We start from the raw sequence: 24,064 nt of genomic DNA, 5'->3' as shown, positions 1-24,064 counted from the left end.
TTGTGGATTAATCACTAATGATCAACTTGCCAGACACGGTTTGGGATTGGTGTTACAGGGAAAGTCAGGGTTCCTGGTATGTAGCTTTTACCGGGTTGCGGTCGTTGCTCGCCGTTCTTTTTACACCACCCGCAAAATTTTCTCCATTTTCCGACCTTTCGCCAATTCATCCACTAATTTGTCTAAATACCTGACTTGTTGCGTTAACGGATTCTCGATTTCTTCCACCCGATAGCCACAGATGGCACCTGTAATGCGGTGAGCCGCCGGGTTTACGGTGGCCTTTTGAAAAAAGGCTTCAAACGTCACCTTTTCTTCGATGAGTTCTTGCTGTCTTTTTTCATCAAAGCCTGTTAACCAGGTAATCACCTGATGCAATTCGTCTTTCGTTCGGCCTTTCTTCTCCACTTTGGTGACATAGTGGGGATATACTGAAGCAAAAGTCAGTTTTGCGATCCGCTCATCGTGTTCGGGCGTTGCTTTCATAGCTTGTGTGGTAATGTGAGTTTTCTCATGGCCGTTTTGCTTTTACAAAAGTAAGCCTATGCGGTTTTAGGAGCAGGGTGTTGATGCGGGTATGGATGGGTGCAATAACAAATTGTCCTGTAGAACCTATCAATTGATAGGCTCTACAGCCTTGTTTTAGTGGACAAAAGACTTGATAAACGCCAAACTCCTTGTCCAGGTCAGGTTTTTATACCTTTCATTCGCCAGTTGATGGTGTTGCGTCGAAAACATCGAATACATATACTGGCTTTGCTGCCATTTTGCATACAACTCATTTTCACCCGCCGGGTTGTCGGCCCTTTGTTTTTTTATGAATCGCGCAAAGTCTTCGAGACTGGATAATTGCTGGATTCGGAATTCCTGGCCGCTTGCTTCTTTCACGTCGGCCCATAGGTTGTTGGGACTGACCTGGAAACTGGCGATCTGTAAATCCCGGGGTGCGCTGTCGTCCAGAGCCACTTCGGCGGTAAAGGCCGCCGTGTCGTCCATGGTGGTGAAATCCAGTTTCCAGTCTGCTTTTTCACCCCAGTAACCAATGCTTTTGTCTTTTAAGTTTAAAACCGGGGTGTTGTATTTCAGGATGTCGGCAAAAGCACCATTGAAAACAGACGATGCCTGTATGAACGTGTTGTCCAGATACGCTTTAAATGCTCTTCGTAAATCAAAATTCCGGTTTTCGCCCGGCACCAGGTCATTGTAATCCGTGCAAAAATCGGACGGAATAAACCGTGGAACCCCGGCCTGGATGGCACCATCCAAAATTCGCTTTTGTAAATCCACAATGACATCGCCCAGACCCGCGAGGGCGGACACCACGCAATGGGTACCGGCACAGGCTTTCGCGATTTCGTCAATCCGGTTTAAATCAACCTCGATAACCTTGACGCCCATTTTTGCCAGGGTTTCTATTTTTTCAGGATCGGAAGATGTCCGAACGATCGCACTGACGTCGGCTTCTCGTTTTAGGAGTTCCCGGCAGATTTTACTTCCTAAATTACCGGTGGCACCGGCTACTAAAATTGCTTTTTTCATGTCTTGCTTTTTATGAATTAGTACTTATTACCCCTAAATCCCCTAAAGGGGACTTGGACGCAGAATTCTCCGGATGCTAAAAGTCCCCTTCAGGGGATTTAGGGGTGAATTGTACATATAACTGAATTATCAGACCCAAGTCCATTGCGTTTTCCGTTATGATGCCAGAAAGCTCAAAACCGCGTCAATCACCTGTTCCGGCTTCTCTTCAAACAGGTAATGCCCGCTTTCCAGAATTCCCACTACGGTTAGATCGGTTGCGACATACGGCAATCCCATTTTCATGTATTGGTAGCTGATGTAACTCCCAATCCCTAAGACCGGCATGGCAAGCGGCTGGTAAGCTTTTGCATCGTCGATTGCATCATGCCTTCACTGGGGTGCGAACCGTCCAAAACAATGAGCTTTTGGGTGAATGCGGGATAGTTGAAAGCAAAACTCATGGCTACCATGCCGCCAATATCGTGGCCCATGATATAAACCTTTTTTAAACCAAGTTGCCGGACAAGTTCCAAAATATCCGTAGCCATCGTTTTCTTGTCGTAGCCCGAAGCGGGTTTTTCCGAACTGCCCATGCCGCGTAGGTCAACGATGATGACGCGGTAGGTTTTGGCTAGCTCGGTGGCAACCGGATGGTAGGAATACCAGGTTTGGGGCCATCCGGGCAAACAAAGCAGTGGCACGCCAGAACCGCCTTCCATGTAATGTAGCTTCACTCCGTTGACGGTGGCATACTGATTGGTAAAGCCGGGGAAATCTTTAATCAATTCATCGTCAGAATAGAGATTCTGAGATAACGGTGTATTGTCTTTCGTTTGAGTCATCGTTTTGTTTTTAGCGACTCAAAGGTAGATGGCTGGTGAAGCGCGAAAACTACCAAATGGTAGATAATGAAATTACCGGATGTTTTTCCGGATTCGGCTCAAAGCGTTGGGGGTAATGCCCAGCACGGCGGCCAACTGTTTGATGGGTACTTTTTGTAAAAATTCAGGGTTGCTCATAAACTCCAGATACCGTTCTTCGGCCGACAGCGTCTGGAAATTCAGGATCTGGTCGATCATTCGCACCGACATCGCTTCCCAGATTTTTCGGCCAAACTCTTCCCAAACGGGAACATGGCTGTATAAAAAGTCCATGTCTTTTTTGTCAATCACCACCAGTTTGGAATCTTCAATGGCCTCAATCGTAAACCGGGTCGGTTTTTGGGGATGGAGGCTTGAAATTTCGGTAAAAAACTCATTTTTAAACGTTACCCAGGTGGTATTTTCCTGGTCATTGCGGTCATAAAAAAACCGGACCCCGCCCGTCACAATGTAAAAATACTGATTGGCAATCTGCCCTTTCCTCAGGATCATTTTCCCTTTGGGAATTTGCCTTTCGGTGCACCGGGAAAGGACCAGTTGCAAATCGAAATCGTCGATCCAGATAATGGTTTTTATGAAGGCTATAAATTCTTCCATTGTAAACGGTATAGGTCACTTCGTCAACGTCAATCGTCTTGTTTACAAGGTCGTTTGAGTCCATTCGGTTTCAAGCCGGTCAAAATTTTCTTCGTTTTTGTCAACCGTACCCGTCTTCACGTCTCCGCCCGCTTGTAACAGCCAACAATGACGCCATCCACTTCTGTCTGCCCCAGGCGGTGTTCAATAAAATGGGCCGTCTCAACGTATAAGACGGCCCATTTTATTATTCGATGGATTTATTTAAACCCGCCGGAAACTTCAATTTCTTGTCCGGTTACAAAACTGGCTTCGTCTGTTGAAAGAAATACCGCTACATGACCGATCTCTTCCGCAGTTCCCAATCGTCCTAAAGCCGTTCGGCTTGTCATCAGGTTTATGTAGGGATTATCGGTATTGGCAACCAATCCCAGACTTGCAAGCCCTTCTGTCAAAATCATGCTGGAAAGGATGGAGTTTACCCGGATGTTTTTAGGTCCCAATTCTTTTGAAAGTGATGTCGTCAGTAAGCTCATCGCTGCTTTAGTGGCGCCGTATACTGATAAGGTAACCTCCGGGTCTCTACCGGCAACCGAGCTGATGTTGATAATGCTACCGCCTTTTTCGTCAAATAATGTAAGGGCTTCATGTGATGTCAACAGCGTGCCCAGCACGTTGACATCAAACATCTTGCGGTAAGCATCCTCCGTGAAATCGGCTAAGGGCAACGCCCAGTAAATCCCGGCGTTGTTTACCAAGACATCGAGGCCGCCAAAAGCTTCTTTGGTTTCTCCAAAAAGCCGTTTTACATCGTCTGATTTTGACACATCGCCTTGTATCGCGATGGCCGTTCCACCCTGATTTGTGATTGCATTCACCACGTTATCAGCATCCTCTTTACTCGATACGTAGTTTACGACGACTTTGGCACCTTCGGCACCCATTTGTTTTGCAATACCGGCACCGATTCCTTTCGATGCACCGGTTACAATGACGACTTTGTTTGCTAATTTATTGCTCATCTTCCTGAACGTTTTTTGCCGTTATTTTAAATTGTTTCATAAAGATACTTTTGTTAGTATCGATATGATACTAATGCAGCCTGATAGTGGTTACTTTGCAGTAACCATAAATGGATCACCATGAAAGACGAGCGATTTAGCTTTTCAAAATGTTCGTTGACGCGCTCGATGGGCATTATTGGCACTAAGTGGAAACCAATCATCGTATACGTATTGCAAACACGTAAAGTGAGGTTTGGCCAGTTAGATGCCTATATCCCTTTGATAACCAGGAAGGTATTAACGGAGCAATTGAAAGAATTAGAAGATGACGGCCTGGTAATCAGAGAAGCATTCAGTGAACTTCCGCCACGGGTGGAATATTCATTGACAGAAAAAGGGTTAGCACTTCTGCCCATTCTAAACTCGATTATTGTCTGGAATGAGAAGTATGAAACAGAACCGAAAGAAAACTACTGCCCGACGAGTGAGTTTTTTAAAGATTGAGCTGACGATGAATTCGTTACAAAACCCAACGGTTTTTAGCGTAATTAGTAGACCAATGCGAGGCCGGGTCGGATGGCCTTTGGATCGTTGTCACTCGCGGCAAGCGAGTGACAACGGCGTTTTTACAGACGAATTGACAACGAAAGTCATTTTTGCGATAAAGTGGCCAGTAATTCATCCAGGCTGTTCAGGGTCATGGTGAATCCTTCTTTGAAGCCCATTTCAATCATTTTCTCCATGCGTTCGAGGGATTCATTGTAAATGGTAATACTGACTTTTGTCTTTCCGTTTTGTTCGCTGAAAGTTAAATCCCAGTCAGAACCGGGCAATTCGGGGTTTTCATCCGGGTCGGCAAAGGCATTGAACAGTTTGAAATTGGTTTTTGGACGAATGGAAGTATACCGTTGAATCGACCAGCGCTCTTGTCCTTCCGGGCTTACCATCGCGTAAAACCGTCGCCCGCCCACTTCAAAATTCATGACCTTGGTTTTTGAAGTCCAGGGTTTGGGGGCCCACCATTGGTCCAGAATTTCCGGTTTGGTGTACGCATCCCACACCAGTGAGAGGTCGGCCGCAAATTCTCTGGTTATAAACACCGTTTTTGCGGCTTTGTCAACGGTAAAATCAACTGGCAGATCATTTTTCATTTTGCTGTTTTTTAAGGGTGGCTAATACATCGTCTAATTGGTTAAATCGATCGGCCCATATTTTCCGGAATGGCTCGAGCCAGGTATCGATTTCTTTCATTTTGCCGATTTCAAGCTGGTAGTAAATTTCCCGGCCCGAAAGCTCCGGTTTTACCAATTCGCATTCGGCCAATACTTTCAGATGCTTTGATACCGCCTGCCGGCTGGTATGAAAATGCTCGGCCAGTGCATTCGGGGTCATTGCCTGCATGGCAATAAGCACAAGAATGGCCCGCCGTGTCGGGTCGGCAATCGCCTGAAAAATGTCTCGTCTTGTTTCCATCTTTACCTATCTGCTACCATGTGGTTGCAAATATAAGCGCAATTATCTGGTTGCGCAACTATTTTCAAACTCAAAATTTGGGAATGTTGGAAGTCGTAGGGTGTTGCTTGTCTTTTGAAATGAAACAAATTTCTTTTACTTTGTACTTCAAAGTACTTCGAGTAAAAAGTTTGATTCAGAATCGTATCGATCTGGAAGAATACTAAAAGGAATAAAACACAAACCGATTCGTAATCATCAACTCAACTTTTATTGTATGCGTCTATCAGGCAGGCTTACCCGGGTGTATGATGAAGCAAAGGGAAACAAATGGTTTCATTATTTTGCTGTTTTCTGTCGCATCATGCTGGCGCTGGGATTCATTCCATCGGGGTTTGTAAAAGTGAATGGAGAACGGTTTGCCAGCGGTTTGTCCAACAATCATCCGCTGGGACACTATTTGGAAGCACTGCACCAAACCGAATACTACTACACCTTTATCGGCATTTCGCAGTTGGTCATTGCGCTCTTGTTACTCATTCCAAGAACAGCACTTCTGGGTGCACTGTTGTATTTTCCCATTATCCTGAATATTTGCATTCTGGCCTATGCGACCCGCTTTGAAGGTACGCGTATTACAACACTCATGTTGCTGGCCAATTTATATTTATTGTGTTGGGACTACAACCGGATCAAGTCCATTTTACCGTTTAAACAACGCAATGAAGCTGGTTACTCAGCAAGCAAAAAACCGTTGAACACCCAATTTCCGTTCCTGTTTTTTGGGTGTGTTTTTGCGATGATCGCTGCTGTAATCGTTATAAACCAGTTTCTGTACGACATTCGACCGGGTAGTTCCCCGATGGAGTGCACCAATGGATGTCCTGGCAATAGCAATCCAAAAGCCTGCGAAGACTTTTGTGACTGCATTTATAACCGGGGCAAACCGCTTCACGAGTGCCTGGTCGTGTATAACAAAGCAAAGGGAACGAATCAATAGGCTTGCAAAACCGTCGTATTGGGGAATCTGTTTTCCTTTCGCCGGTCGGTGATGATTCCGACCGGAAATTTGATTGTGGAAGCCAGCCGCGAAAAACCGTATCCTTATCTCGTTTTTTTCTTCCTACATTTTATTAAATAAAAAGGATAATTTTCGTTTACTTCGGTCACTTCAAACAATCCATATGTTCCAAATTCTTCTTCTATTGTTTTCTTATCGAAGAAGAAAATTTTAACGCCCCCAAACATTTCAAATCGGTCCTTTCCAATTAAAACCCCTTGTCCATACGTTTGAGCATTCTTGGTTATGGCTGTGAAAACCATATTTCCGTTATCGGTGAGTTGGTCGTAGCAATCTTTGATCAGCTTTTCTCTTTCAGGTTTATCCAATAAATAAATTAATCCATGGCAAAATATGCCATCATATTGTTTGTTGTCGAAAGGCATTTCAGTTACAGAGCCATGATAAATATTCATTGCGGTTCCGAAATGTTTTATTGCTAAATCTATTGCGGTTTTCGAAATTTCAATTCCTGTAACGGTCATTCCATTGTCTTGAAATACTTTCGCATTGCGTCCGTAACCAATGCCCGGAATGAGGATATTTTTAACTGCTTTTTCGACAAAAAAATCTTTAGTCAATAAGGCTGAATGTGCAGGCTGGAAGCCCCACATTTCCTGTTTGTCTTTAAATGATTCTTCCCAAAATTCAGTCATTCTGTTTTCTGGTTTAATTACACACTTTATCTTCTAAAATAGCACACTTAAACCCTGAATGGATTAGTATTGATTTAATCTCCTCAGAAAGTTTCTGGCTTCCTTCAATTCTTAGAACCGTATGACCACAAGGGTAAGGCAATTTGGTTTCACTTAAATCAAAATTTATTTTCAGTGTAGGAAAGCTATCCTTAAGATTTTTCACCAAGTGTTCCACTTGGATGTTGTTTTTGATGTCAGTGATTAAAACTTCAATTTCTTGAGGTTTTAAGTTTTCCCCTGTTTCCATATAGCGCTAAATTTTTGGCAAAGATAGGCATCAATTTCGTTAATGCGACACTGTTGCAATAGATTAATACAAAGTTGGCGCATGAACGTTTATTTGTTAAGTTTGCAATGCATTGAAAAGAAGAAACACCCTATCGAAAGAAGCAGTACTGTCTGTTTTGACAAGTGCCAAAAAGGCAATGAGCCAGGATGCTATTGTCAAGAAATTGGAACTGGACGTTGACAGAGCCACTGTTTACCGAATACTAAACCGCTTTTGTGAAGATGAAATCGTTCATAAGATCGTTGCAGATGATGGAAAACAGTATTTTGCCGTTTGTGTAAAGTGTGAGGAGAATACGATTCCCGACAACCATTTTCATTTTCGTTGTACAAAATGTGAAACTATTCAATGTCTTCCGGCACTTGTGGAATTTTCAGTTCCCCCAAAATACAAGGTGCAACGAATGAATTGTGTCCTTATTGGCGTTTGTGAGGATTGTGTTTAAAGGGCTATTTTTTGTCAGTGGATAAAATGCAAAAAAGCCAATGCTTTTGGCATTGGCGAAAAAGAATTGCGGAATTTGTTACCAGGGAATTTCGCCCGTTGTTGGATTCGTTTCTTCACTAATAAATTTGCCTGTTACACCGTCTTTGTCTAACAAGGCGTACTTCACAATACGTTTTCCGGCTGCTTCAACTTCGCCACCGTTGTGGTTAGTAAAATCAGTTTTTGTGTAACCAGGACAAACTGCATTTACTTTGAATGCGGTGTCTCGAAGTTCGTAAGCCAAATGAACGGTAAACATATTCAATGCCGCTTTTGAAGAACCATAAACCGCATATTTTGCAAAGTCGTAACCCAACCAATTCGGGTCGCTTTGTAAGGTAAGTGAGCCAACACTTGTGCTCACATTCACAATTCTTGGCTCAGGTGATTGACGTAATAAATCAATGAATGCCTGTGTAACGCTTGCTACGCCAAATACATTGGTATGAAAGGTAGATAAAAATTGCGCTGTACTTGATTCAAGCGCGGTATAGGGTGCTCCGCCATTTATACCGGCATTGTTAATCAAAACGTCCAGGACAGATGATTTCTTGCCGATTTCTATTCGGGCATTTTTTACCGAATTCTCATCCGTTACATCAATCTGAATGGCTTCAACGTTCGTTAAGTTTTCGGCTTTCAGTTTTTCAACGGCCTCTATTCCCCGTTGTTTATCACGGCTTCCAAGGTAAACGTAAAATCCTTTTTTTAGTAGTTGCTTTGCTGTTTCCAGGCCAATGCCTTTGTTGGCTCCCGTAATGAATGCTCTTTTCATTTTGCTTCTGTATTAAAATTATGAAGCAAAGGTTGCGCGATTAAAAATGAGCTGTTTTACCAAATGGTAAAAAGTAATTTTAGTGAAGATTTTTTCTTATTCGGCTCAATGATTGTTGCGTAACACCTAAATAAGAGGCTATATGAGAGAGGGCAACCCGGTTAGTCAGTGTGGGATAGTTTTTTAAAAATTCCAAATAACGTGTCGTAGCATCTTGCGAAATGACAGGGTTTTTTCTGGATTTCTGGTACATACACAGTTGCACCATTTTGTTTTTGATATTGTCCCACCCAACAATGGTATGAGAAAGCTCTTCCCAGTCTTGTTTTGAAAACACAATGAGGTTGCAATCGGTGCAGGCTTGTAAGTATTCGGCAGAAGCTGTATTGGCTTCAAAATTGACGTAATCGACCACTAAATTATTTTCGGCAATGAAGCAACGTGTAATCTCTTCGCCTTTGTTGTTGTAATAACAGCCACGAACAACACCCTCCACAACGAAACCGACTTGCCGGGGTATTTTCCCTGCTTCTGAAAAGTACGCATCTTTACGAAGTCTTATTTCGGTTACTTTGCTGGTAATCAGGTCAATCTGTTGCTTATTCAGGTTGCCGAATTTCAAGATATAGTCTATTAATTCTTTCATTGGCGCAATCTAAGCAAAAGCTTTTGGCTGTGATTTACCATTTGTTAAATAGTGTCGGCCAGATGGTGTGTGACAAATATTGGATTTCTCTTCGGGTGAAGCTAAAGGATGGCTACCTGGTTTAGTAGGATTACTTACCGGACAAGTACGTTGCGATTGTCATGATAGCGGTATTTTCAAACTGTTGAAGGTCAAGCAAATCCTTGTCGCCGGTAATCAAATGAGAAGCCTTCGCGTCAGTAGCTAATGCTAACAGAAAATTGTCTTTCGGGTCGCGACAAATAGTTATCTCGCTGGTGACGGTTACAAATTCTGCCCGAAGACTAATTTGTTCTACTAGAGCTTGCAGATCCGCGAGGGAAAAATACCGTTTGAACTTTGGCCGCCTTGCTACTTCGATGAATTCGTCCAGAAGCTCCTGGCTGAAAAGTAAGGTAAGTGTCTGGTCAGCAAAAACGTTGTCCAGTTTGGAGAAGTTTTTGGTCAGCAAAAAGCTAATCCAAAGGTTTGTGTCAATAATAACTCTATGCTTTCTTTTTGGCATAGCGCTTGGACCTTACCAATTCAACTTCTTTAGTGATGTCTTCCAAAGACGGCGGATTGTCAGCCGCTTTTGCCCGTAGACGATTGACGACTTTCAGAAAACCGTCTTCTGTTGTTTGTCGAATCGCAATCAAGTCCAGATCTGCAAGGTCTTGCAGTAGCTTAGTCGCTTTGGGGTTCAGAATGTCAATCTGATAGGTTGTCATAGTTCAAATATAGTAATTTCTGGCCGGATTGCATCGTGCTTTCCATGTCCCCGATCGGTGTCCTGACCAGCCGGAAATTTGGTTTCAGAACGTGGCCCGTGAAAAACCGCATCCGGAAGCAACTCAGGATATTTTACTTCCGCTCCGATTCCACCGACAGGCGGTTTTTGTCTTTTCAAGGGATACAACGAAAAGAACGCCGAGCGTATACGCCAATAAATCAATCCATTCAAACGAGGTGCCAATCACGATTCTGGCCAGCTTATACTCATGAAGCCCCAGCATTTCAACCAGGTTGAAATATTGCAGCACTTCAAGCGTATAGGAAAATACCAAAACAAAAAGGGCCGTCGGCAAAACCGCTATATTTAGGAAGGAGCGTAAAAAACAATAGATCAGAATAACCACCAGGAAATCCCCCACGTACGGGCGAATGATTTCATCATGGAGAAATAAGGCAATTAGGACTTCGGTGATGAAGAGGAGTAGGGTGATGATGAAGTAGGGAGGGCGGAAGGTTAGCAAGGTATTCGAGGGGTTGGATAGGTTTTTTTAGGGTTTTACGTCTTTTTTCTGGTCGGTGGCTGCGCCGACCAGAAATTTGGTTTTAGAATGTGGTCGATGAAGATATCGACCAAGGCGAGCATATTTACTGCCGATGATTGTACTTATTCCCCAATTGCAAAAAATCTTTATATTGGGCGAAATTTATTTATTCTTGTTGCCTTTTTTTATTCTTTCAAGATATTTTTTCCTTCTTATTCCAAACTTGTCAATCTCACTCTGTAGTTTTTCTTGATGCTCTTGAGTTGTCGTTACTTCCGCTTCAAGTTCGCTTATTTTAGCCTCTAATAATTCTACTTCAGGCATTAATGTATAACCTTTAGACTTTAGATTTCTTAAAAAAGAAATATATTCTGTTGTTTTTTCTTTTTCCGAATCTGTTTCAAATTCACTGCTAATATTTTGGGTTGCTATAAATGCCTTAATTTCCGCATCTAAGTCCCATTTCAAACGAATAATATTTTTTCCTTTAAGCGAAACTCCAGCATCAACTAGAGCTTTTATATCATTCCAAGAGTTGTTAACAGCATCAATTAAATATGGATTTTCAAATAAATCAACAATTTCGTTGGATGTTGGCCTAAACTGCCCAATTTTTTCTAACAAATTAATAATAGTACTGGGCTTCGAAATTACGTTTGCAGAAAATCCCATTTTACTTGCACATCGCAGGGTTCTTGTTGAAGATGTAATAAGATAATGAGACCCTGATAAGATTTCATCTGATTTTTCAATTTTACTATTTAGATAGTAAGTTGCTAAGAAAAGTTTAGCATCAGTTTTAGCTACTTCTCGATTCTCTTCTTCAGTTCTATATCCACCTTTAACTGTTCCTATTGTTTCTTCATATATATAGGTCGTTAATTCTTCAATTTCTTCTGTTGGCACGGTTGATGTGGAAAGGCTTGAAATTCCCGAAATCGCAATTTTTTCGAGAAATATGGTTAGCAATAATTCTTTCATAAAAGCAAAAGGTCGCTCTTTGTCATAGAAATTTTCTAAATATGCTTTAAAAGATATTTCTGAAGAATCAATTTTGCCAGATGTTACAGCTTTGAAATAACCTTTTACATAAATGTTTCCAATTTTATCTTCAAGGACTATTGGATCGATTGAATCAATTGAAGTTTTAAAATAATTGTAACTCCGATATGAAAATTCTGCATGCTTAATACTTTCGTGAATAACTTCTTCAGGGATAACTATTTTACATCCGAGATTTTGAAGTTCTTTTATGGTTTTAAGATATATAGAACTAAGTGAACAATCTTGCACTATACAATACAGAAGGAAATCTGTGTCAATAATGAATGTCTTTTGGCTAATTCGTGTTGCCTGAAAATTTGATAATTTAAAGTCAACACCCATTATTTGTGCGCCAATAAATGCCTTAGCCCAATTAGCCAACGTTTCTGTCTGTTTTTCGGTGGGAGAATTAAGGGTTTCGCCAATTGAATAAATAACAAAATCAGAAAGCTTAGCAGGTAGGCTCTTTTTTGCTAGCGCTATTAAGTCATTATTTTCTTTAAAACTTTCCTTTGATGTTTTAAACTTTTTTTCTTGAGAATATTCAATACCATAAAGGCGAAAATATGCACTTAAAGTTTGCTTAATATTATTTGTGATTATGCCTTCAGTACGTTTGTCAATTCTTTCTTCCGAATTTTTTTTTACTTTCGTGATAATATCATCAATTAAGGCTTTGGTAGAAGAATTGATTTTTGATAAACTTCCTTCGATTTTTTCCACCGTTGCTTGAGTGGGCAAGATACTTTCATTTTCAACTTCAATATAATTATCTTTTTTTAGGCGAGTAATTGTAGCATCAATTTCTCCAATTTCAATTTCTTTTCCAAAATGGTTTTTAAACCGTTCTTTTAATTGAACTTTTGAAATTGGCTTACGTTCTGCAACGACTAAACTAAGAACTGTATGGTCAAAAAGTCTTTTTCTTTTGCCATCGACATTTGGATTAAACGTAAATAGTAAAGAGCATTTTAGAAGAGAAATTTCTAATGCATCGCTGGACGAACTTGAAAAAATGGATTTTCTTTCGAATAAATCACTATTCAACTGTGCTTTAGCATCTGGAAAATACCGTGTTAGGAGTGATTTATTGGTTCCAATATGTTTGATAAAAGTTGCTTTTTCAAAAATATCTAAATTAATAGTGTGCTTTATCCTTGCATCAGTTCTGTATTTTTGTACATTATTAACTTCGTTTTTAGTTACCACTATTAATTGCTGAAAATCAATTTTATTTTCTTTCAATTTTTTTATAGTATCAGTAATTTTTGACCCTACATTCTCCTGTATGGTAAACTGGAAAATTATCCTTTCAGTTTTATCTTTAAAATACTTTATAATTTCAGCATCAATGCCTTCATCATCTAACCCTCCGATTGGTGTAATAGTTCCGAACCCTTCTAGAAGCATTATTTCCGTCGCAAGCCTCTCGAATTTAACAAAATCTGTATAACTGTCTAATAAAATTTCAATTATATCCATATGCTTTTTTAAATTTCATGCAGATGATAAATAGATTAAGATTTTTTTCGTAACTGCAATATATTATTACTAACCAACAAATTCAGAATATTCTGGTAATTATTTTATAATTAGTTAGGACCGGTAATAGTGTCATTACAATACATGATACGAATTTTGCATTGAAAAATAGGCTCGACAATATGAAACAAATCTTACAAACGATCAAGCGTATTTTTTATGTTTTAAACGATTTTTTTGCTTACTGTAAATAGCGGAGGAATTATAGTTGGGTAGCTTCTCTCACCCCGCTCCCAAAAATCACAACCCTCCCATAACCTTCCCGTAACATTGGGGTAATATAGCCACCCTACCTTTGGGTCGTCAAATAACGACACCAAACTATGAAATTTCTTCTAACCGGAATTAGCTTACTTTTCCTCCAGTTAACCGTCTTTGCCCAGAGCGGCTCCCTCAAAGGGACGATTAAAGACGCCAAAAACAACGAAGCCATCATCGGCGCCACCATTCAACTCGTCGGGGCAAACCCGGTTATCGGTTCGGTCACCGACGTTGAAGGGAATTTCGAAATTAACAAAGTGCCCGCGGGCGTTCACCAACTGCAAATTAGCTACGTTTCCTACGCCACCAAAACCATCGATAACGTGCGGGTGGAAGCCGGAAAAACCACATTGATCAACTCAGCGCTGGCCGAAGACAACAAAACCCTCGCGGAAGTCATCGTAAAAGGCCAGCGCGGCACCAACACCGAAGTCGCCGTCATCACCGAAATCAAGCAGATCGAGCAGGTGGCCGTCGGGATTTCAGCGCAGCAGATCTCCCGCAGTCAGGACCGCGATGCGTCGCAGGTCATCCGCCGGGTGCCGGGCGTTTCCATTCAGGACGACCGCTTCATCATTGTTCGCGGGCTGAACGAACGCTACAACACCGTCATGCTGAACGACGTCATCACGCCGTCTACGGAGGTGGATATCAAGGCGTTCTCATTCGACCTCATTCCGAGTTCGGCCATCGACCGGATGCTGATCTTCAAATCGGGAGCCGCCGAACTGCCGGGCGATTTCGGGGGCGGGATCATCAAAATCTACACCAAAACCATCCCGGACGCCAACAGTTTCTACGCCGGCATTTCGACTTCCTACCGCGCCAACACGACTTTCCAGAATCACAGTTCGTACCAGGGTGGCAAAACCGACTTTCTCGGTTTCGACGATGGAACGCGCCGGTTGCCGTCTAACTTCCCGTCGCAACGCCGGATCAACGCTTTCGGTGCGTCGTCGGAGCCGGTGATCAACAAGTTTAAATCATTGTCGCCGTATTTTGCGCTGAACAACAAAATGGTTTCGCCGGATTTGCGGGCGCAACTGGGCTTCAGCCGCCGGTTTTACCTGGGCAGCAAGGAACTGACCACGTTTACCAACCTGAATTATACCAACACGCATACGTTTGCCAACGTCGAGCAATACCGGTATTTTGCCGCCAACGCCACCACCGGTTTAAGTGATATTCAATACGCCTACAACGACCAGTTGCTGACCGAAAACACCCGCCTGGGCGTGCTGTCCAACTGGGCGCTGATTCTGAATCCGCGGACAAAAATCGAGTTCCGGAACCTGTTCAACCAGTTGGGAACGAAAGAAACGACACTGCGGAACGGCTATAACGACAACAACCTGGAGCTGAACAACTACGCGTTTCGCTACGAACAGAAAAGCATTTACACCGGTCAGTTGAACGGAACCCACGAACTGAATGGCCAGAGCCGGTTGCGCTGGACGGGTGGTTTTGGCTACACCAACCGCCAGGAGCCGGATTACCGCCGGTTTACGTCGAGCCGTCCGCAAGGCAGCAGCGAACCGTTCCGCATCGACGTTCCGCAACAACCCAGCCCGACGTTCCAGAATGCCGCCCGGTTTTATTCGAACCTGACGGAATACGTCACCACGGGCCGCGTTGATTACGAATACAAAAAAGCCGCCCCCGCCGATACGGACGACAAACAGATTCTGAAACTGCGCGCCGGGGTCTATTCCGAATACAAAGACCGGATTTTCAAGGCGCGGTATTTCGGGATTGTCAACCCGAACAACGTGAGTTCCGAGGTTCTGTCGCAGTCGCCATCGCAGTTCTTCCAGGCGTCCAATCTGTCGTCCAGAGGATTGTATTACAACGAAGGCACAAACACGCAGGATCATTACGACGCCCAGAACCTGATGATGTCGGGTTATGTGGGAGCCTACCTTCCGCTGTCGGCCCGGTTTAACGCCACGGTCGGTTTCCGGGGCGAATACAACCGTCAGCAACTGCAAAGCGTCGTGAACGGCGTACAACCGATCAAGGTCGACAACCCGATTTTCAGCCCGCTGCCGTCGGTCAACGCGTCGTATAACCTGTCGGACAAGTCGCTGTTCCGGGTCGCGTATAGCATGTCCGTCAACCGGCCGGAATTCCGCGAACTGGCGCAGTTTGCCTATTATGACTTCAACTACGACGTGTCGCGTGTCGGAAATCCGAATCTGAAAATTGCCAAAATTCACAACGCCGACGTTCGCTACGAGTTTTATCCGGGCGAGGGCGAGCTGATTTCGGTCGCCGGTTTCTACAAATACTTCATCAACCCGATCGAAGCCAAAATCAACTATTCGGGCAGCGGGGTTTCCTACACCGTCGACAACGCCAACAACGCCTACAGCATGGGGGTGGAACTCGAAGCGCGGAAATCGCTGCGGGGCGTGAGCGGTTCCGGTTTTCTGGACAACATGACGGTTTTGCTGAATGCGGCTTTGATCAAAAGTTCGGTCATCAATTCCTTTGTCGGACAGGAAAACAACCGGTCGTTGCAGGGACAGTCGCCGTATCTGGTCAATGCCGGGGTGTATTACACCGACCCGAAACAGGGCTGGCAGGTCAATGTGCTCTACAACGTCATCGGCCGCCGGATTTTTGCGGTGGGCGACCGGTCGGTGCAGCCGACGATTTACGAAATGCCCCGGAACGTGATCGATTTGACGGTCACCAAAAAAGTGGGCGACCATCTTGAAATCCGGGCCGGTATTCAGGATCTGCTGAACCAGCCGTTCCGCCTGATTCAGGATTCCAATCTGGACAAGAAAATTACGGACAGCGATGATGTGTACCAGCGTTTCAAACGCGGCTCGTACTCGACGGTGGGGGTAACCTATAAATTCTGATGCTTTGCCCGCTCCGCCCCTAAATCCCCTAAAGGGGACTTGGACGCCTAATCATCCGGATTTGAAAGTCCCCTTTAGGGGATTTAGGGGCAGAACGGAGCAAATTTTAAGACAATAACCAATCAATACACACAACCAATTTAAACAAGTATGAAAAAGTTAACAACCTGGATGCTGGCCTTGCTGTTGAGCGTCGTATCGCTGGGTCTGATGGTTTCCTGTACCAATGACGACGACGATGATGATGATCTGGGTGTGGTGCCTGTGCCGGGTACACTGACCGAGGTAAGCGGAAATATTACGGCCAATACAACCTGGTCGGCCAAAAACCAGTATCTGCTGAAAAGTTATGTCTATGTGCAGCCGGGCGTAACGCTGACCATCGAACCGGGTACGGTTATCAAAGGCGATCAGGCATCGAAAGGGAGCCTGTTTATTCTGCCGGGTGCTAAAATCATTGCCGACGGAACAAAAGAGAAACCCATCGTTTTTACATCCAATCAAGCCATCGGTTCACGCCGGGCGGGCGACTGGGGTGGTGTCGTAATCCTGGGAAAAGCCCCCGCCAACAAGAAGGATTTTAAAATTGAAGGGGAAGAAGTATCGGTGGTGCCGGGTGGTACGACGGGCGATGCTGCCGACAATTCCGGGATTCTGCGGTATGTCCGCATCGAGTTTGGTGGCATTGCGTTCCAGACCGACAAAGAGATCAACGGTTTGACGCTGGCCGGTGTTGGTAGCGGCACGGTGATCGACTACGTACAGGTTTCCTACAGTGGTGACGACGCCATCGAATGGTTTGGCGGAACGGTCAATGCGAAGCACCTGGTTTCTTACCGGACCCTGGACGATGATTTCGATACGGATTATGGCTTCAGCGGCAATGTGCAGTACGGTTTGATTCTGCGCGATCCGGCGGTTGCCGATCAGTGTAATTGTTCGGACTCCAACGGTTTTGAATCAGACAACGACGGAACCGGTTCGGCCGATCTGCCACAGACGTCGGCCAAATTCGCCAACATCAGTGTCTTTATGGGTAGCGGTACGGTAAACAGCAAATACCGGTCAGCTTTCCGGATTCGCCGGAATTCGGCCATCAGCATCTACAACTCGACGGTGGTGGGTGCATTCCCGAAAGGCGGTCTGGAACTGGAACAGGAAGCTACGCAGAATAACTTCAAAACCGGTAAAAGCGATTACCGTGGTTTGGCCATTGTGAACAGCAAAGCGGTGGTTTCGGGCGATACGGTTATGCTGAAAGCCACCGATCGCAAAAACATGCTGGGTGCGAAAGAAGCCGATCTGAAATTGCCCGCCAACTTCAACGTTCTGACCGGCAAGCCGGGTATTCTGCCCCAAACCGGCTCTCCTTTGCTGACGGGCGGTGTAACGCTGCCAACGGGCTTCGAAACCAACACGGTTATGGGGGCTTTTGGAACGACAGACTGGACCGAAACCTGGACCAACTTCGATCCGCAGAATACAGACTATACCTTGAAGTAACTCTCTCAATTCTTTATATTTGGTGTCGCACGAAAAGGCCGGGGCTTTGCTCCGGCTTTTTTCTTATTTTTACCCCATACCGTGCGGACGCCATTCACTACCAAATCTATTGAGGAACTTGTCTATAGACTAATAAGTTAATATCTTGTCTGGTTGTGCGCCAAAACCGACACCTGAAACTGTTTCATACCCGTAACGCAATGATTTCAAAGAAAGCCAAGTATGCCATCAAAGCCCTGAAAGTTCTTACCGAAGAATTTGGCAAGGGGCCGATCCTGATTTCGTATATTTCGGCGAAAGAGAACATCCCTAAAAAATTCCTGGAAGCGATTTTACTCGAGTTGCGTAACCACGGCATTTTGCAAAGCCAGAAAGGCAAAGGGGGCGGTTATCTGCTGCGCGTCGATCCCGAACGGGTCAATCTGGCCCAGGTTCTGCGCGTCATCGACGGCCCGATTGCGCCAACGCCCTGCGTTTCCCTCAATTTTTACGTCCGCTGCGACGACTGCAACGACGAAGTAACCTGTGCCATTCGCCCGATTATGGAGCGCGTCCGGGACGCAAACCTGGCGGTCTACGAACAAACCACCCTGTTGGCGTTTGCCCGCCGGGAAGCCGAACACCAGGAAGTGGTGGTGAATCTGGTCGATACGGAGAATAAATAGTTTACGGTTTAAGCCCCTAAATCCCCTGAAGGGGACTTTACGCATCTGGATATTACGGTGTCCAAGTCCCCTTCAGGGGATTTAGGGGCAAGTTTCATTAAGCCGGCTGGTGCTCCTTCCGCAGCAGATCATTCACGGTTTTCACCGGGTTAAACGTGATCAGCGGCACTTCGACAAAAACCGTGTTCCAGTCGGCCATCGCGCCATTCCACAATCCCGGCAATTCCTGCGCTTTCAGTTCCTTGCCATCTTTCGATTTTGCGGTATTGAAGCCCGTTTGCGGATCGCGGTAAGCGGGCAGGTTATACTTTTCGCCGTCCCGGTTTTTCAGCGCACACACCAGATCGACCGGATTGAAGTGCGTCGCCTGATCGAAAATCTGCTTCTGCTCGGCATTGGAGAGGTCAATCTGCGCCGATTCCACGATTTGCAGCGAAACCGAACCGTCGGCGTTTTTCGCCCAGAATGGCCCTCCACCGGGTTCGCCCACGTTCTGCACCATGCCGCAGGCCCGCAGCGGCCGGTCGAGTTTCTTCCGGAAATACTCCACTTTCTCATCCTGCAGCCAGGTGTCAAAACCATCGGGCGGGAGGATACAAAGTGTCGTCCGCAGAAATTCATCGAGTTCGGCCAGGTAGCCTTCGCTGATCATATCGTCGCCCAGGATTTCCTGAAACCGGAAAATCTGCTGCTGGATGTCGAGCAAAATGGCACCCAGCACTTTTTTGTAGGTGATGGTTGGCTCTTTCAGGGCATCCGGCACCACGTTATCGATGTTTTTGATGAACACTACGTCGGCGTCAATGTCGTTCAGGTTTTCGATGAGCGCACCGTGACCCGCCGGGCGGAACAGCAGCGAACCGTCGGCGTTGCGGAACGGAGTATTGTCGGGGTTGACCGAGATCGTGTCCGTCGATTTTTTCTGTTCCGAAAATGTAATTTCGAAGGTAACGCCCAGTTTGGCTTCGTAGTCCGGCTGAACGCGTTCGATCAGGTCTTCAAACCGGCTGCGGTGTTCGGGCGAAACCGTGAAGTGAATCCGGACGCGGCCATTCGAATTGGCGTATGCCGCCCCTTCGATCAGGTGCTCTTCGACGGGTGTGCGCGGCCCTTCGGGATACCGGTGAAACAACAGCAGTCCTTTGGGTAAACTGCCGTAATCCAGTCCTTCTTCGGTGAGCAGAGCCGACAAAACCTGGTGGTTGGCTTCGCCCGAAACGCCTTTCAAGGCGTCATAAAAGGCAAAATCGGACAGACGGGCGAAGAATTCCTCCACCGATTTGTCGGTTTTGCCTTCCAGCCCGGCAAACAGCGACTTGAACATCCGCGTGGCTGCTCCCGATGCCGGCACAAATTTCAGCAGCGACAGGGCCGGGGCTTTCTGGTCGAAACCCGCCACGATGCCGGCCAGTGCCTGCTCATCGACGCGGATCAGACCGTCGCCCACCGTAGCCGCTTTGATGACGGGCAAATACGGGAAGTTATCGACAAAATGCTGGATCTGTTCTTCAACCTGCTCGAGCGTAGCGCCCTGCGCCAGAATCTGATGCTGATCTATTTCAGTAAATTGCATAGAATAATTCGGTATAGAGATGCGGTTGTTGTACGAATGGCAAATACGGGAATTTGCCGTACTGAATCAAGCCATTAAGTACGAACTTCATAAACAACTTCATGGGCTTCCCAGCAGGCCGGAATTTCAAGTCGGGAAAGCATTCGGGCCATAACGGCATTGGGTACAACATGAACGCGGTTTTGATTTTGTTGCTTTAGCTGGGTATACGGCACTTCAAGGTAGACCAGCCGGACGCGCGCTTTATAGGTTACGAACAACTCAATCAGTTGCTGCCTCACCTGTCGGGTCAAATTTGTGGCATTCCAAACAAACGATTGTTGTTGTCGTAACAGGGTTTTCGCTTTCTCTTTGGCCATTTGAACGACGTAACCCGTTCCTTCGCGGTCTGCTGGATCGATGCGGAATTGTCGCCGGAAATCATCCAGGCAGACCACCGGCCAGTCGGCGAGCCGTTTGCTGATGTACGTATCTTTTCCTGCTCCGGGCAATCCGGCCAACAGCACTACTTCGAAAACCGTGGTGTCGAAGGGCTCGTAGGTTGGTGACGCGTCTTCCTTGTAAAAATACGTGAACCGGTTTCGCCCGGAGGAAAACGGATAAGGCGTTCCCCAGCACCCATTTTCTTCGCAATAGGCCCGAAAAAAGGCTACTTTTTCCAACAATTCAGCCTGATCGGTACAGATTCGCCCCCGGACATCCGCTTCGGCCAGCAGCGCCAGCCATTGCGTGTTGACTTCCAGACTGGTTTGCAATAACGATTTCAACGGGTCCGGTTTTTCAAAGATCCATAAGGGCAGGCCGTGATACCGCACCAGTTTTGCAATCTGCTCCCGAAGTTCGAAAGGGGCCGGAAAGTTGCGGTACAGCAATTCCCGCGTGGTTTGCTCACCCCGTCGGGCGTGGCCCCGTGAGGTGATGCTGCCATCGGTTTCCAGCACCGTTGTCGATCGTTTTTCAACGTCATGCAGCAGGGCTGCCGTCCACAAAACCGCCTGGTCCTGCGGATTAAGTTGCTGGTAGCCGGGAAGCTGTTGCAGTTGTTCGATCACCAGGCGGGTATGAACCGCTACATCACCTTCGGCATGGTGACGCGGGTCCTGCGGCACGTCGCGCATATCCCGGACAAACCCAAACTGACGCTCAAGCTCGTCCCAATTCTTTTGTGTCGTTAACTGCCACATCAGCGGATCGTCGGTTGAGGTAGAACATCGGCGGGGCGTTCCCGGAGCAATGAAGCCCGTTTCCAATTGCGCGTCCAGTGTTCATCCGTTTTTACATGCCCGGCCCGGACATATTTGAACACATTCTGGCCGAATGCATCGGCGGTATAGGCATCGGTGTTGCGGGTGACAATGCCTTCCATTGTGCAGGGCTGGCCCGTCAGAGCATCGTGCGAACCAAGCCGACTGTTCTGGGTGGCCCAGCCTTTCACTTGTTTTTCAATGACTCCGGGGCGAAAGGGCGCCTGAACAACCTCTAACTCGGGTACTAGCGGGAAATCGAGCAACTGGGCATAAAACCGGGTTTCTTCCCACGAAAGCCAGCGGTCGCGGTCGCGAATGGCAAAGACGTAGAAATGGTGTTCTAACTGGTGGTATTCGATAGAATGAATAGCGTAGAGGTTCTCGCCAAACACTTCCAGATCGCCGAGATCATGGCGAATCAACTCCCAGCGGTCACGCAGATACCTTGTCCAGGGCGATTGTGTGGGTGCTGCGTGTGAGCGGGCAAAAACGCCGTAGCGATTCAGGCAATTGTTTTCACCGTCGAGTTTTTCGGTATGAACCAGTGCTGGAATAGGAGCAATATGTTCTTCGTAGTGCTGATTGATGCGGTCGTCGCTGGTCGTGCCTGGCGAAAACGGGTAATGATACGTGCGACCGTATTTTTGTGAAAATACCATGTTCGTTTTGATAAAAGGTAACACAGGCACCTTGCCGGGTGGCAAGGGCAAATCCATTAAAAGGAGACCTGTGAACGATTACATGGCTTCAATTGCGTAGGGGGCCTAAAATTAAGCCCTCAAAAATACGGTTTTCTGCTTAAAGGTCCGATTGGCCGGAGGCACGATTGAGCGAACGGTTATTCCAGTCTATCAAACCTTCTTCTTCCTTCTCCCGCATTCGTTTCACTTCTTCGTCGGTTTTGTCGCCGTAGCCGCAGAGGTGCAGCAAACCGTGCGCCAGCACCCGGCGGAGTTCCTGCTCCTCCGGAATGGTTAGTTGCCGGGCGTTGTCGCGGATGCGGTCGATGCTGACGAAAATGTCGCCTTCCAGCCGGTTTTCTTCTTCTGAATTGTCAAAGGTGATGATGTCGGTGTAATAATCGTGTTCCAGATACTCGCGGTTCACCTGGAGCAGATACTCGTCGGAGCAGAAAATGTAATTCAACTCACCAACGCTGAAACCTTCTTTCAACGCCAGATTGGTGAGCCACTGCCGGGTTGGTATTTTCCGGGAAAGATTAAATTTAACGTCTTCCGTAAAGAATCGAATCATACCGCAAAGATAGCCAACCTTCTGAATGGGAACGCGGATGGCACGGATTAAACCGATTGACACCGATAATCCGTTAAAATCCGCCTAATCCGTTCCATCCGCGTTCCTATCGCTATATTTTGACGAAAATTTTGTTTCGGTAGAGAATATACAGAAACGTCCAGACCAGCGCGAGCGCACCCAGCGCGTTCAGCGATTCGTGAAAGGGTTCGGGCGTATGCCGGTAAAATCCTTCAAATAAGAGTTTGGCGGTGTGGTTAAAATCGATAAACCGGTACGCCAGGTAAACCACCAGCGAATTCACCCCAATCACCTTGAAGAAAAAGGACCATTTCCGGAAGCCCAGCACGTCGATGATGCCGTAAAACAGCGCCAGAAACAGCGCGCCCATGCCCGCCGTAACCAGAATGAAAGAGCTGGTCCACAAGTGCTTGTTGATCGGGAAATGCAGGCTCCAGAGCAGGCCGATTCCAATGCTGTACAGGCCGGGTGCTACCAGATAGGTTAGCTTCGTCCGGTCGGATCGATCCGATTGCAGCAGCTCCCCGGCCACGGTTCCCAAAACCGCCAGACAAAGCGCCGGAAACTGCGTCAGCAGGGCCAGTTCGTCGTAGGTTTTCTGGAGCAACCGACCGGGCATAAACGCCCGGTCGAACCAGCCCACCAGATTGCCCTCGAACGAAAGGTCGCCACTGCCGAAGCCTGGAACCGGGATCAGAAACAGGGCGGCATAGTAAGCCAGCAGAATACTGGCCACGGCATAGAGCCGCTGTTTCCAGGAAAAGTTCAGGAATAAAACCGTGGCAACCAGCGTAGCCAGACCGATGCGGCCCAAAACCGTCCCGTACCGGATGTTCGCCGGATCGAATACATCCAGCGGAATATTTTTGTCGAGAATACCCAGCAGGTAAAGAATGACAAACCGGCGAAACGCCTTTCGGTATAAAACAGGCTTTTCGATGCCTTTGGCTACGGCTGTTTGCAGAGAAAAAGAAAGCGAAACACCGGAGAGAAACAGGAACAGGGGAAAGATAAAGTCGTAAAACGTAAACCCGTTCCAGGCCGGATGCGTCAACTGATTGCCCATCCAGTCGACCCAGCCTAAACCGGTTTTTCCATTGAGTCGTTCGATGAACGCGCCCCCACCCGCAATCAGCAGCATATCGAACCCGCGGAGGGCATCGATGGAGAGCAATCGTTTGGCTTTAACAGCCGCCACTTCCTGGGTCTGAAGGGGCACAGAACCGGCATTGACATCGGAGACCATACGGGCAGGGAATCGTTTGAGTCAAAAGGAGATAAAGGGGGCTGGTATACTGATTCGCAGAAAGAGAATCAGAAGCTATTTCGCCTATTCGATCAAACAAAATACAAAGAAACCTGCAAGGTCTGGGCGACCCCGTCTTAAAGACCTTACAGGTT

Annotated in this window: 27 protein-coding genes; 6 read left to right on the top strand and 21 right to left on the bottom strand. The window is 46.3% G+C overall.

Features of this window, described 5'->3' with window-relative positions; translation table 11 throughout:
* Nucleotides 1-120 precede the first annotated feature (120 nt).
* The 6 genes from DUE52_RS19390 to DUE52_RS19370 form a co-directional block, all read right to left on the bottom strand.
* Nucleotides 121-486, bottom strand: coding sequence for a DUF2200 domain-containing protein (locus DUE52_RS19390; RefSeq protein WP_114407698.1), 366 nt, complete (start codon nucleotides 484-486; stop codon nucleotides 121-123).
* 156 nt (nucleotides 487-642) lie between these two features.
* Complete coding sequence (locus DUE52_RS19385) at nucleotides 643-1,539, bottom strand: NmrA family NAD(P)-binding protein (protein WP_114407697.1); 897 nt, start codon at nucleotides 1,537-1,539, stop codon at nucleotides 643-645.
* A 156-nt stretch (nucleotides 1,540-1,695) separates the two neighbouring features.
* Nucleotides 1,696-1,866 carry an alpha/beta fold hydrolase gene (locus DUE52_RS32655; RefSeq protein ID WP_222930296.1) on the bottom strand — a complete coding sequence of 57 codons (171 nt, stop codon included), beginning with the start codon at nucleotides 1,864-1,866 and terminating at the stop codon, nucleotides 1,696-1,698.
* Nucleotides 1,854-2,363: an alpha/beta fold hydrolase gene (locus DUE52_RS19380; RefSeq protein ID WP_222930295.1), complete on the bottom strand. Its 510-nt coding sequence runs from the start codon at nucleotides 2,361-2,363 to the stop codon at nucleotides 1,854-1,856. Before DUE52_RS19380 ends, DUE52_RS32655 begins: the two co-directional genes overlap by 13 nt.
* 72 nt (nucleotides 2,364-2,435) lie before the next feature.
* Nucleotides 2,436-2,999 (bottom strand): Crp/Fnr family transcriptional regulator, encoded by a 564-nt coding sequence (locus tag DUE52_RS19375; RefSeq protein WP_114407696.1) that lies wholly within the window; start codon nucleotides 2,997-2,999, stop codon nucleotides 2,436-2,438.
* A 239-nt stretch (nucleotides 3,000-3,238) separates the two neighbouring features.
* Nucleotides 3,239-4,000 (bottom strand): SDR family NAD(P)-dependent oxidoreductase, encoded by a 762-nt coding sequence (locus DUE52_RS19370; protein WP_114407695.1) that lies wholly within the window; start codon nucleotides 3,998-4,000, stop codon nucleotides 3,239-3,241.
* Nucleotides 4,001-4,120: 120 nt separating this feature from the next.
* On the opposite strand from DUE52_RS19370, the gene DUE52_RS19365 reads away from it, so the two are divergent.
* The gene (locus tag DUE52_RS19365) at nucleotides 4,121-4,486 is read left to right on the top strand and encodes a winged helix-turn-helix transcriptional regulator (RefSeq protein ID WP_114407694.1); all 366 of its coding nucleotides are present in this window, start codon (nucleotides 4,121-4,123) and stop codon (nucleotides 4,484-4,486) included.
* A gap of 146 nt (nucleotides 4,487-4,632) precedes the next feature.
* Here DUE52_RS19365 and DUE52_RS19360 read toward each other — a convergent pair whose 3' ends face one another.
* On the bottom strand, nucleotides 4,633-5,133 hold the full coding sequence (locus DUE52_RS19360) for an SRPBCC family protein (RefSeq protein ID WP_114407693.1): 501 nt from the start codon (nucleotides 5,131-5,133) through the stop codon (nucleotides 4,633-4,635).
* Nucleotides 5,123-5,455 carry an ArsR/SmtB family transcription factor gene (locus DUE52_RS19355; RefSeq protein ID WP_114407692.1) on the bottom strand — a complete coding sequence of 111 codons (333 nt, stop codon included), beginning with the start codon at nucleotides 5,453-5,455 and terminating at the stop codon, nucleotides 5,123-5,125. Before DUE52_RS19355 ends, DUE52_RS19360 begins: the two co-directional genes overlap by 11 nt.
* A gap of 256 nt (nucleotides 5,456-5,711) precedes the next feature.
* On the opposite strand from DUE52_RS19355, the gene DUE52_RS19350 reads away from it, so the two are divergent.
* Nucleotides 5,712-6,434: a DoxX family protein gene (locus DUE52_RS19350; protein ID WP_114407691.1), complete on the top strand. Its 723-nt coding sequence runs from the start codon at nucleotides 5,712-5,714 to the stop codon at nucleotides 6,432-6,434.
* A 104-nt stretch (nucleotides 6,435-6,538) separates the two neighbouring features.
* On the opposite strand, the gene DUE52_RS19345 is transcribed toward DUE52_RS19350, so the two are convergent.
* The gene (locus DUE52_RS19345; RefSeq protein ID WP_114407690.1) at nucleotides 6,539-7,150 is read right to left on the bottom strand and encodes a class I SAM-dependent methyltransferase; all 612 of its coding nucleotides are present in this window, start codon (nucleotides 7,148-7,150) and stop codon (nucleotides 6,539-6,541) included.
* A gap of 13 nt (nucleotides 7,151-7,163) precedes the next feature.
* Entirely contained in the window at nucleotides 7,164-7,439 is a 276-nt protein-coding gene (locus tag DUE52_RS19340; protein WP_114407689.1) for a hypothetical protein, read from the bottom strand.
* 112 nt (nucleotides 7,440-7,551) lie between these two features.
* On the opposite strand from DUE52_RS19340, the gene DUE52_RS19335 reads away from it, so the two are divergent.
* Nucleotides 7,552-7,926: a Fur family transcriptional regulator gene (locus DUE52_RS19335; RefSeq protein ID WP_114407688.1), complete on the top strand. Its 375-nt coding sequence runs from the start codon at nucleotides 7,552-7,554 to the stop codon at nucleotides 7,924-7,926.
* A gap of 78 nt (nucleotides 7,927-8,004) precedes the next feature.
* Here DUE52_RS19335 and DUE52_RS19330 read toward each other — a convergent pair whose 3' ends face one another.
* The 6 genes from DUE52_RS19330 to DUE52_RS19305 form a co-directional block, all read right to left on the bottom strand.
* Entirely contained in the window at nucleotides 8,005-8,742 is a 738-nt protein-coding gene (locus DUE52_RS19330) for an SDR family oxidoreductase (protein ID WP_114407687.1), read from the bottom strand.
* A gap of 79 nt (nucleotides 8,743-8,821) precedes the next feature.
* Nucleotides 8,822-9,388, bottom strand: coding sequence for a Crp/Fnr family transcriptional regulator (locus tag DUE52_RS19325; protein WP_114407686.1), 567 nt, complete (start codon nucleotides 9,386-9,388; stop codon nucleotides 8,822-8,824).
* Nucleotides 9,389-9,518: 130 nt separating this feature from the next.
* Nucleotides 9,519-9,932 carry a putative toxin-antitoxin system toxin component, PIN family gene (locus DUE52_RS19320; protein WP_114407685.1) on the bottom strand — a complete coding sequence of 138 codons (414 nt, stop codon included), beginning with the start codon at nucleotides 9,930-9,932 and terminating at the stop codon, nucleotides 9,519-9,521.
* Nucleotides 9,913-10,137: a hypothetical protein gene (locus DUE52_RS19315; RefSeq protein ID WP_114407684.1), complete on the bottom strand. Its 225-nt coding sequence runs from the start codon at nucleotides 10,135-10,137 to the stop codon at nucleotides 9,913-9,915. The genes DUE52_RS19320 and DUE52_RS19315 overlap by 20 nt, the downstream gene beginning before the upstream one ends.
* Nucleotides 10,138-10,260: 123 nt before the next feature.
* Nucleotides 10,261-10,662, bottom strand: a complete 402-nt coding sequence (locus tag DUE52_RS19310; RefSeq protein WP_114407683.1) for a ribosomal maturation YjgA family protein — start codon at nucleotides 10,660-10,662, stop codon at nucleotides 10,261-10,263.
* 183 nt (nucleotides 10,663-10,845) lie between these two features.
* Nucleotides 10,846-13,209 (bottom strand): hypothetical protein, encoded by a 2,364-nt coding sequence (locus tag DUE52_RS19305; protein WP_114407682.1) that lies wholly within the window; start codon nucleotides 13,207-13,209, stop codon nucleotides 10,846-10,848.
* 383 nt (nucleotides 13,210-13,592) lie between these two features.
* On the opposite strand from DUE52_RS19305, the gene DUE52_RS19300 reads away from it, so the two are divergent.
* The 3 genes from DUE52_RS19300 to DUE52_RS19290 all read left to right on the top strand — a co-directional run bounded on the left by DUE52_RS19300 (nucleotide 13,593) and on the right by DUE52_RS19290 (nucleotide 18,568).
* On the top strand, nucleotides 13,593-16,400 hold the full coding sequence (locus DUE52_RS19300) for a TonB-dependent receptor (RefSeq protein WP_114407681.1): 2,808 nt from the start codon (nucleotides 13,593-13,595) through the stop codon (nucleotides 16,398-16,400).
* Nucleotides 16,401-16,550: 150 nt separating this feature from the next.
* On the top strand, nucleotides 16,551-17,903 hold the full coding sequence (locus DUE52_RS19295; protein WP_114407680.1) for a beta-helix domain-containing protein: 1,353 nt from the start codon (nucleotides 16,551-16,553) through the stop codon (nucleotides 17,901-17,903).
* Between the two features lie 200 nt (nucleotides 17,904-18,103).
* Complete coding sequence (locus tag DUE52_RS19290) at nucleotides 18,104-18,568, top strand: RrF2 family transcriptional regulator (RefSeq protein WP_114407679.1); 465 nt, start codon at nucleotides 18,104-18,106, stop codon at nucleotides 18,566-18,568.
* A 97-nt stretch (nucleotides 18,569-18,665) separates the two neighbouring features.
* On the opposite strand, the gene DUE52_RS19285 is transcribed toward DUE52_RS19290, so the two are convergent.
* The 5 genes from DUE52_RS19285 to DUE52_RS19265 all read right to left on the bottom strand — a co-directional run bounded on the left by DUE52_RS19285 (nucleotide 18,666) and on the right by DUE52_RS19265 (nucleotide 23,909).
* Entirely contained in the window at nucleotides 18,666-20,141 is a 1,476-nt protein-coding gene (locus tag DUE52_RS19285; RefSeq protein WP_114407678.1) for a DUF4301 family protein, read from the bottom strand.
* A 74-nt stretch (nucleotides 20,142-20,215) separates the two neighbouring features.
* The gene (locus tag DUE52_RS19280; protein WP_114407677.1) at nucleotides 20,216-21,325 is read right to left on the bottom strand and encodes an AAA family ATPase; all 1,110 of its coding nucleotides are present in this window, start codon (nucleotides 21,323-21,325) and stop codon (nucleotides 20,216-20,218) included.
* Entirely contained in the window at nucleotides 21,325-22,047 is a 723-nt protein-coding gene (locus DUE52_RS19275) for an RNA ligase family protein (RefSeq protein WP_114407786.1), read from the bottom strand. The genes DUE52_RS19280 and DUE52_RS19275 overlap by 1 nt, the downstream gene beginning before the upstream one ends.
* A gap of 139 nt (nucleotides 22,048-22,186) precedes the next feature.
* Nucleotides 22,187-22,642 (bottom strand): rRNA maturation RNase YbeY, encoded by a 456-nt coding sequence (gene ybeY / locus DUE52_RS19270; RefSeq protein ID WP_114407676.1) that lies wholly within the window; start codon nucleotides 22,640-22,642, stop codon nucleotides 22,187-22,189.
* Between the two features lie 112 nt (nucleotides 22,643-22,754).
* Nucleotides 22,755-23,909, bottom strand: a complete 1,155-nt coding sequence (locus DUE52_RS19265) for an acyltransferase family protein (protein WP_114407675.1) — start codon at nucleotides 23,907-23,909, stop codon at nucleotides 22,755-22,757.
* Nucleotides 23,910-24,064: the final 155 nt, after the last annotated feature.

Origin of the sequence: Larkinella punicea (assembly GCF_003334855.1) — a bacterium.
Taxonomy (GTDB): domain Bacteria; phylum Bacteroidota; class Bacteroidia; order Cytophagales; family Spirosomataceae; genus Larkinella; species Larkinella punicea.
Note: the sequence above shows the minus strand (reverse complement) of the source record. Positions and strands in the feature narration are given on the sequence as shown.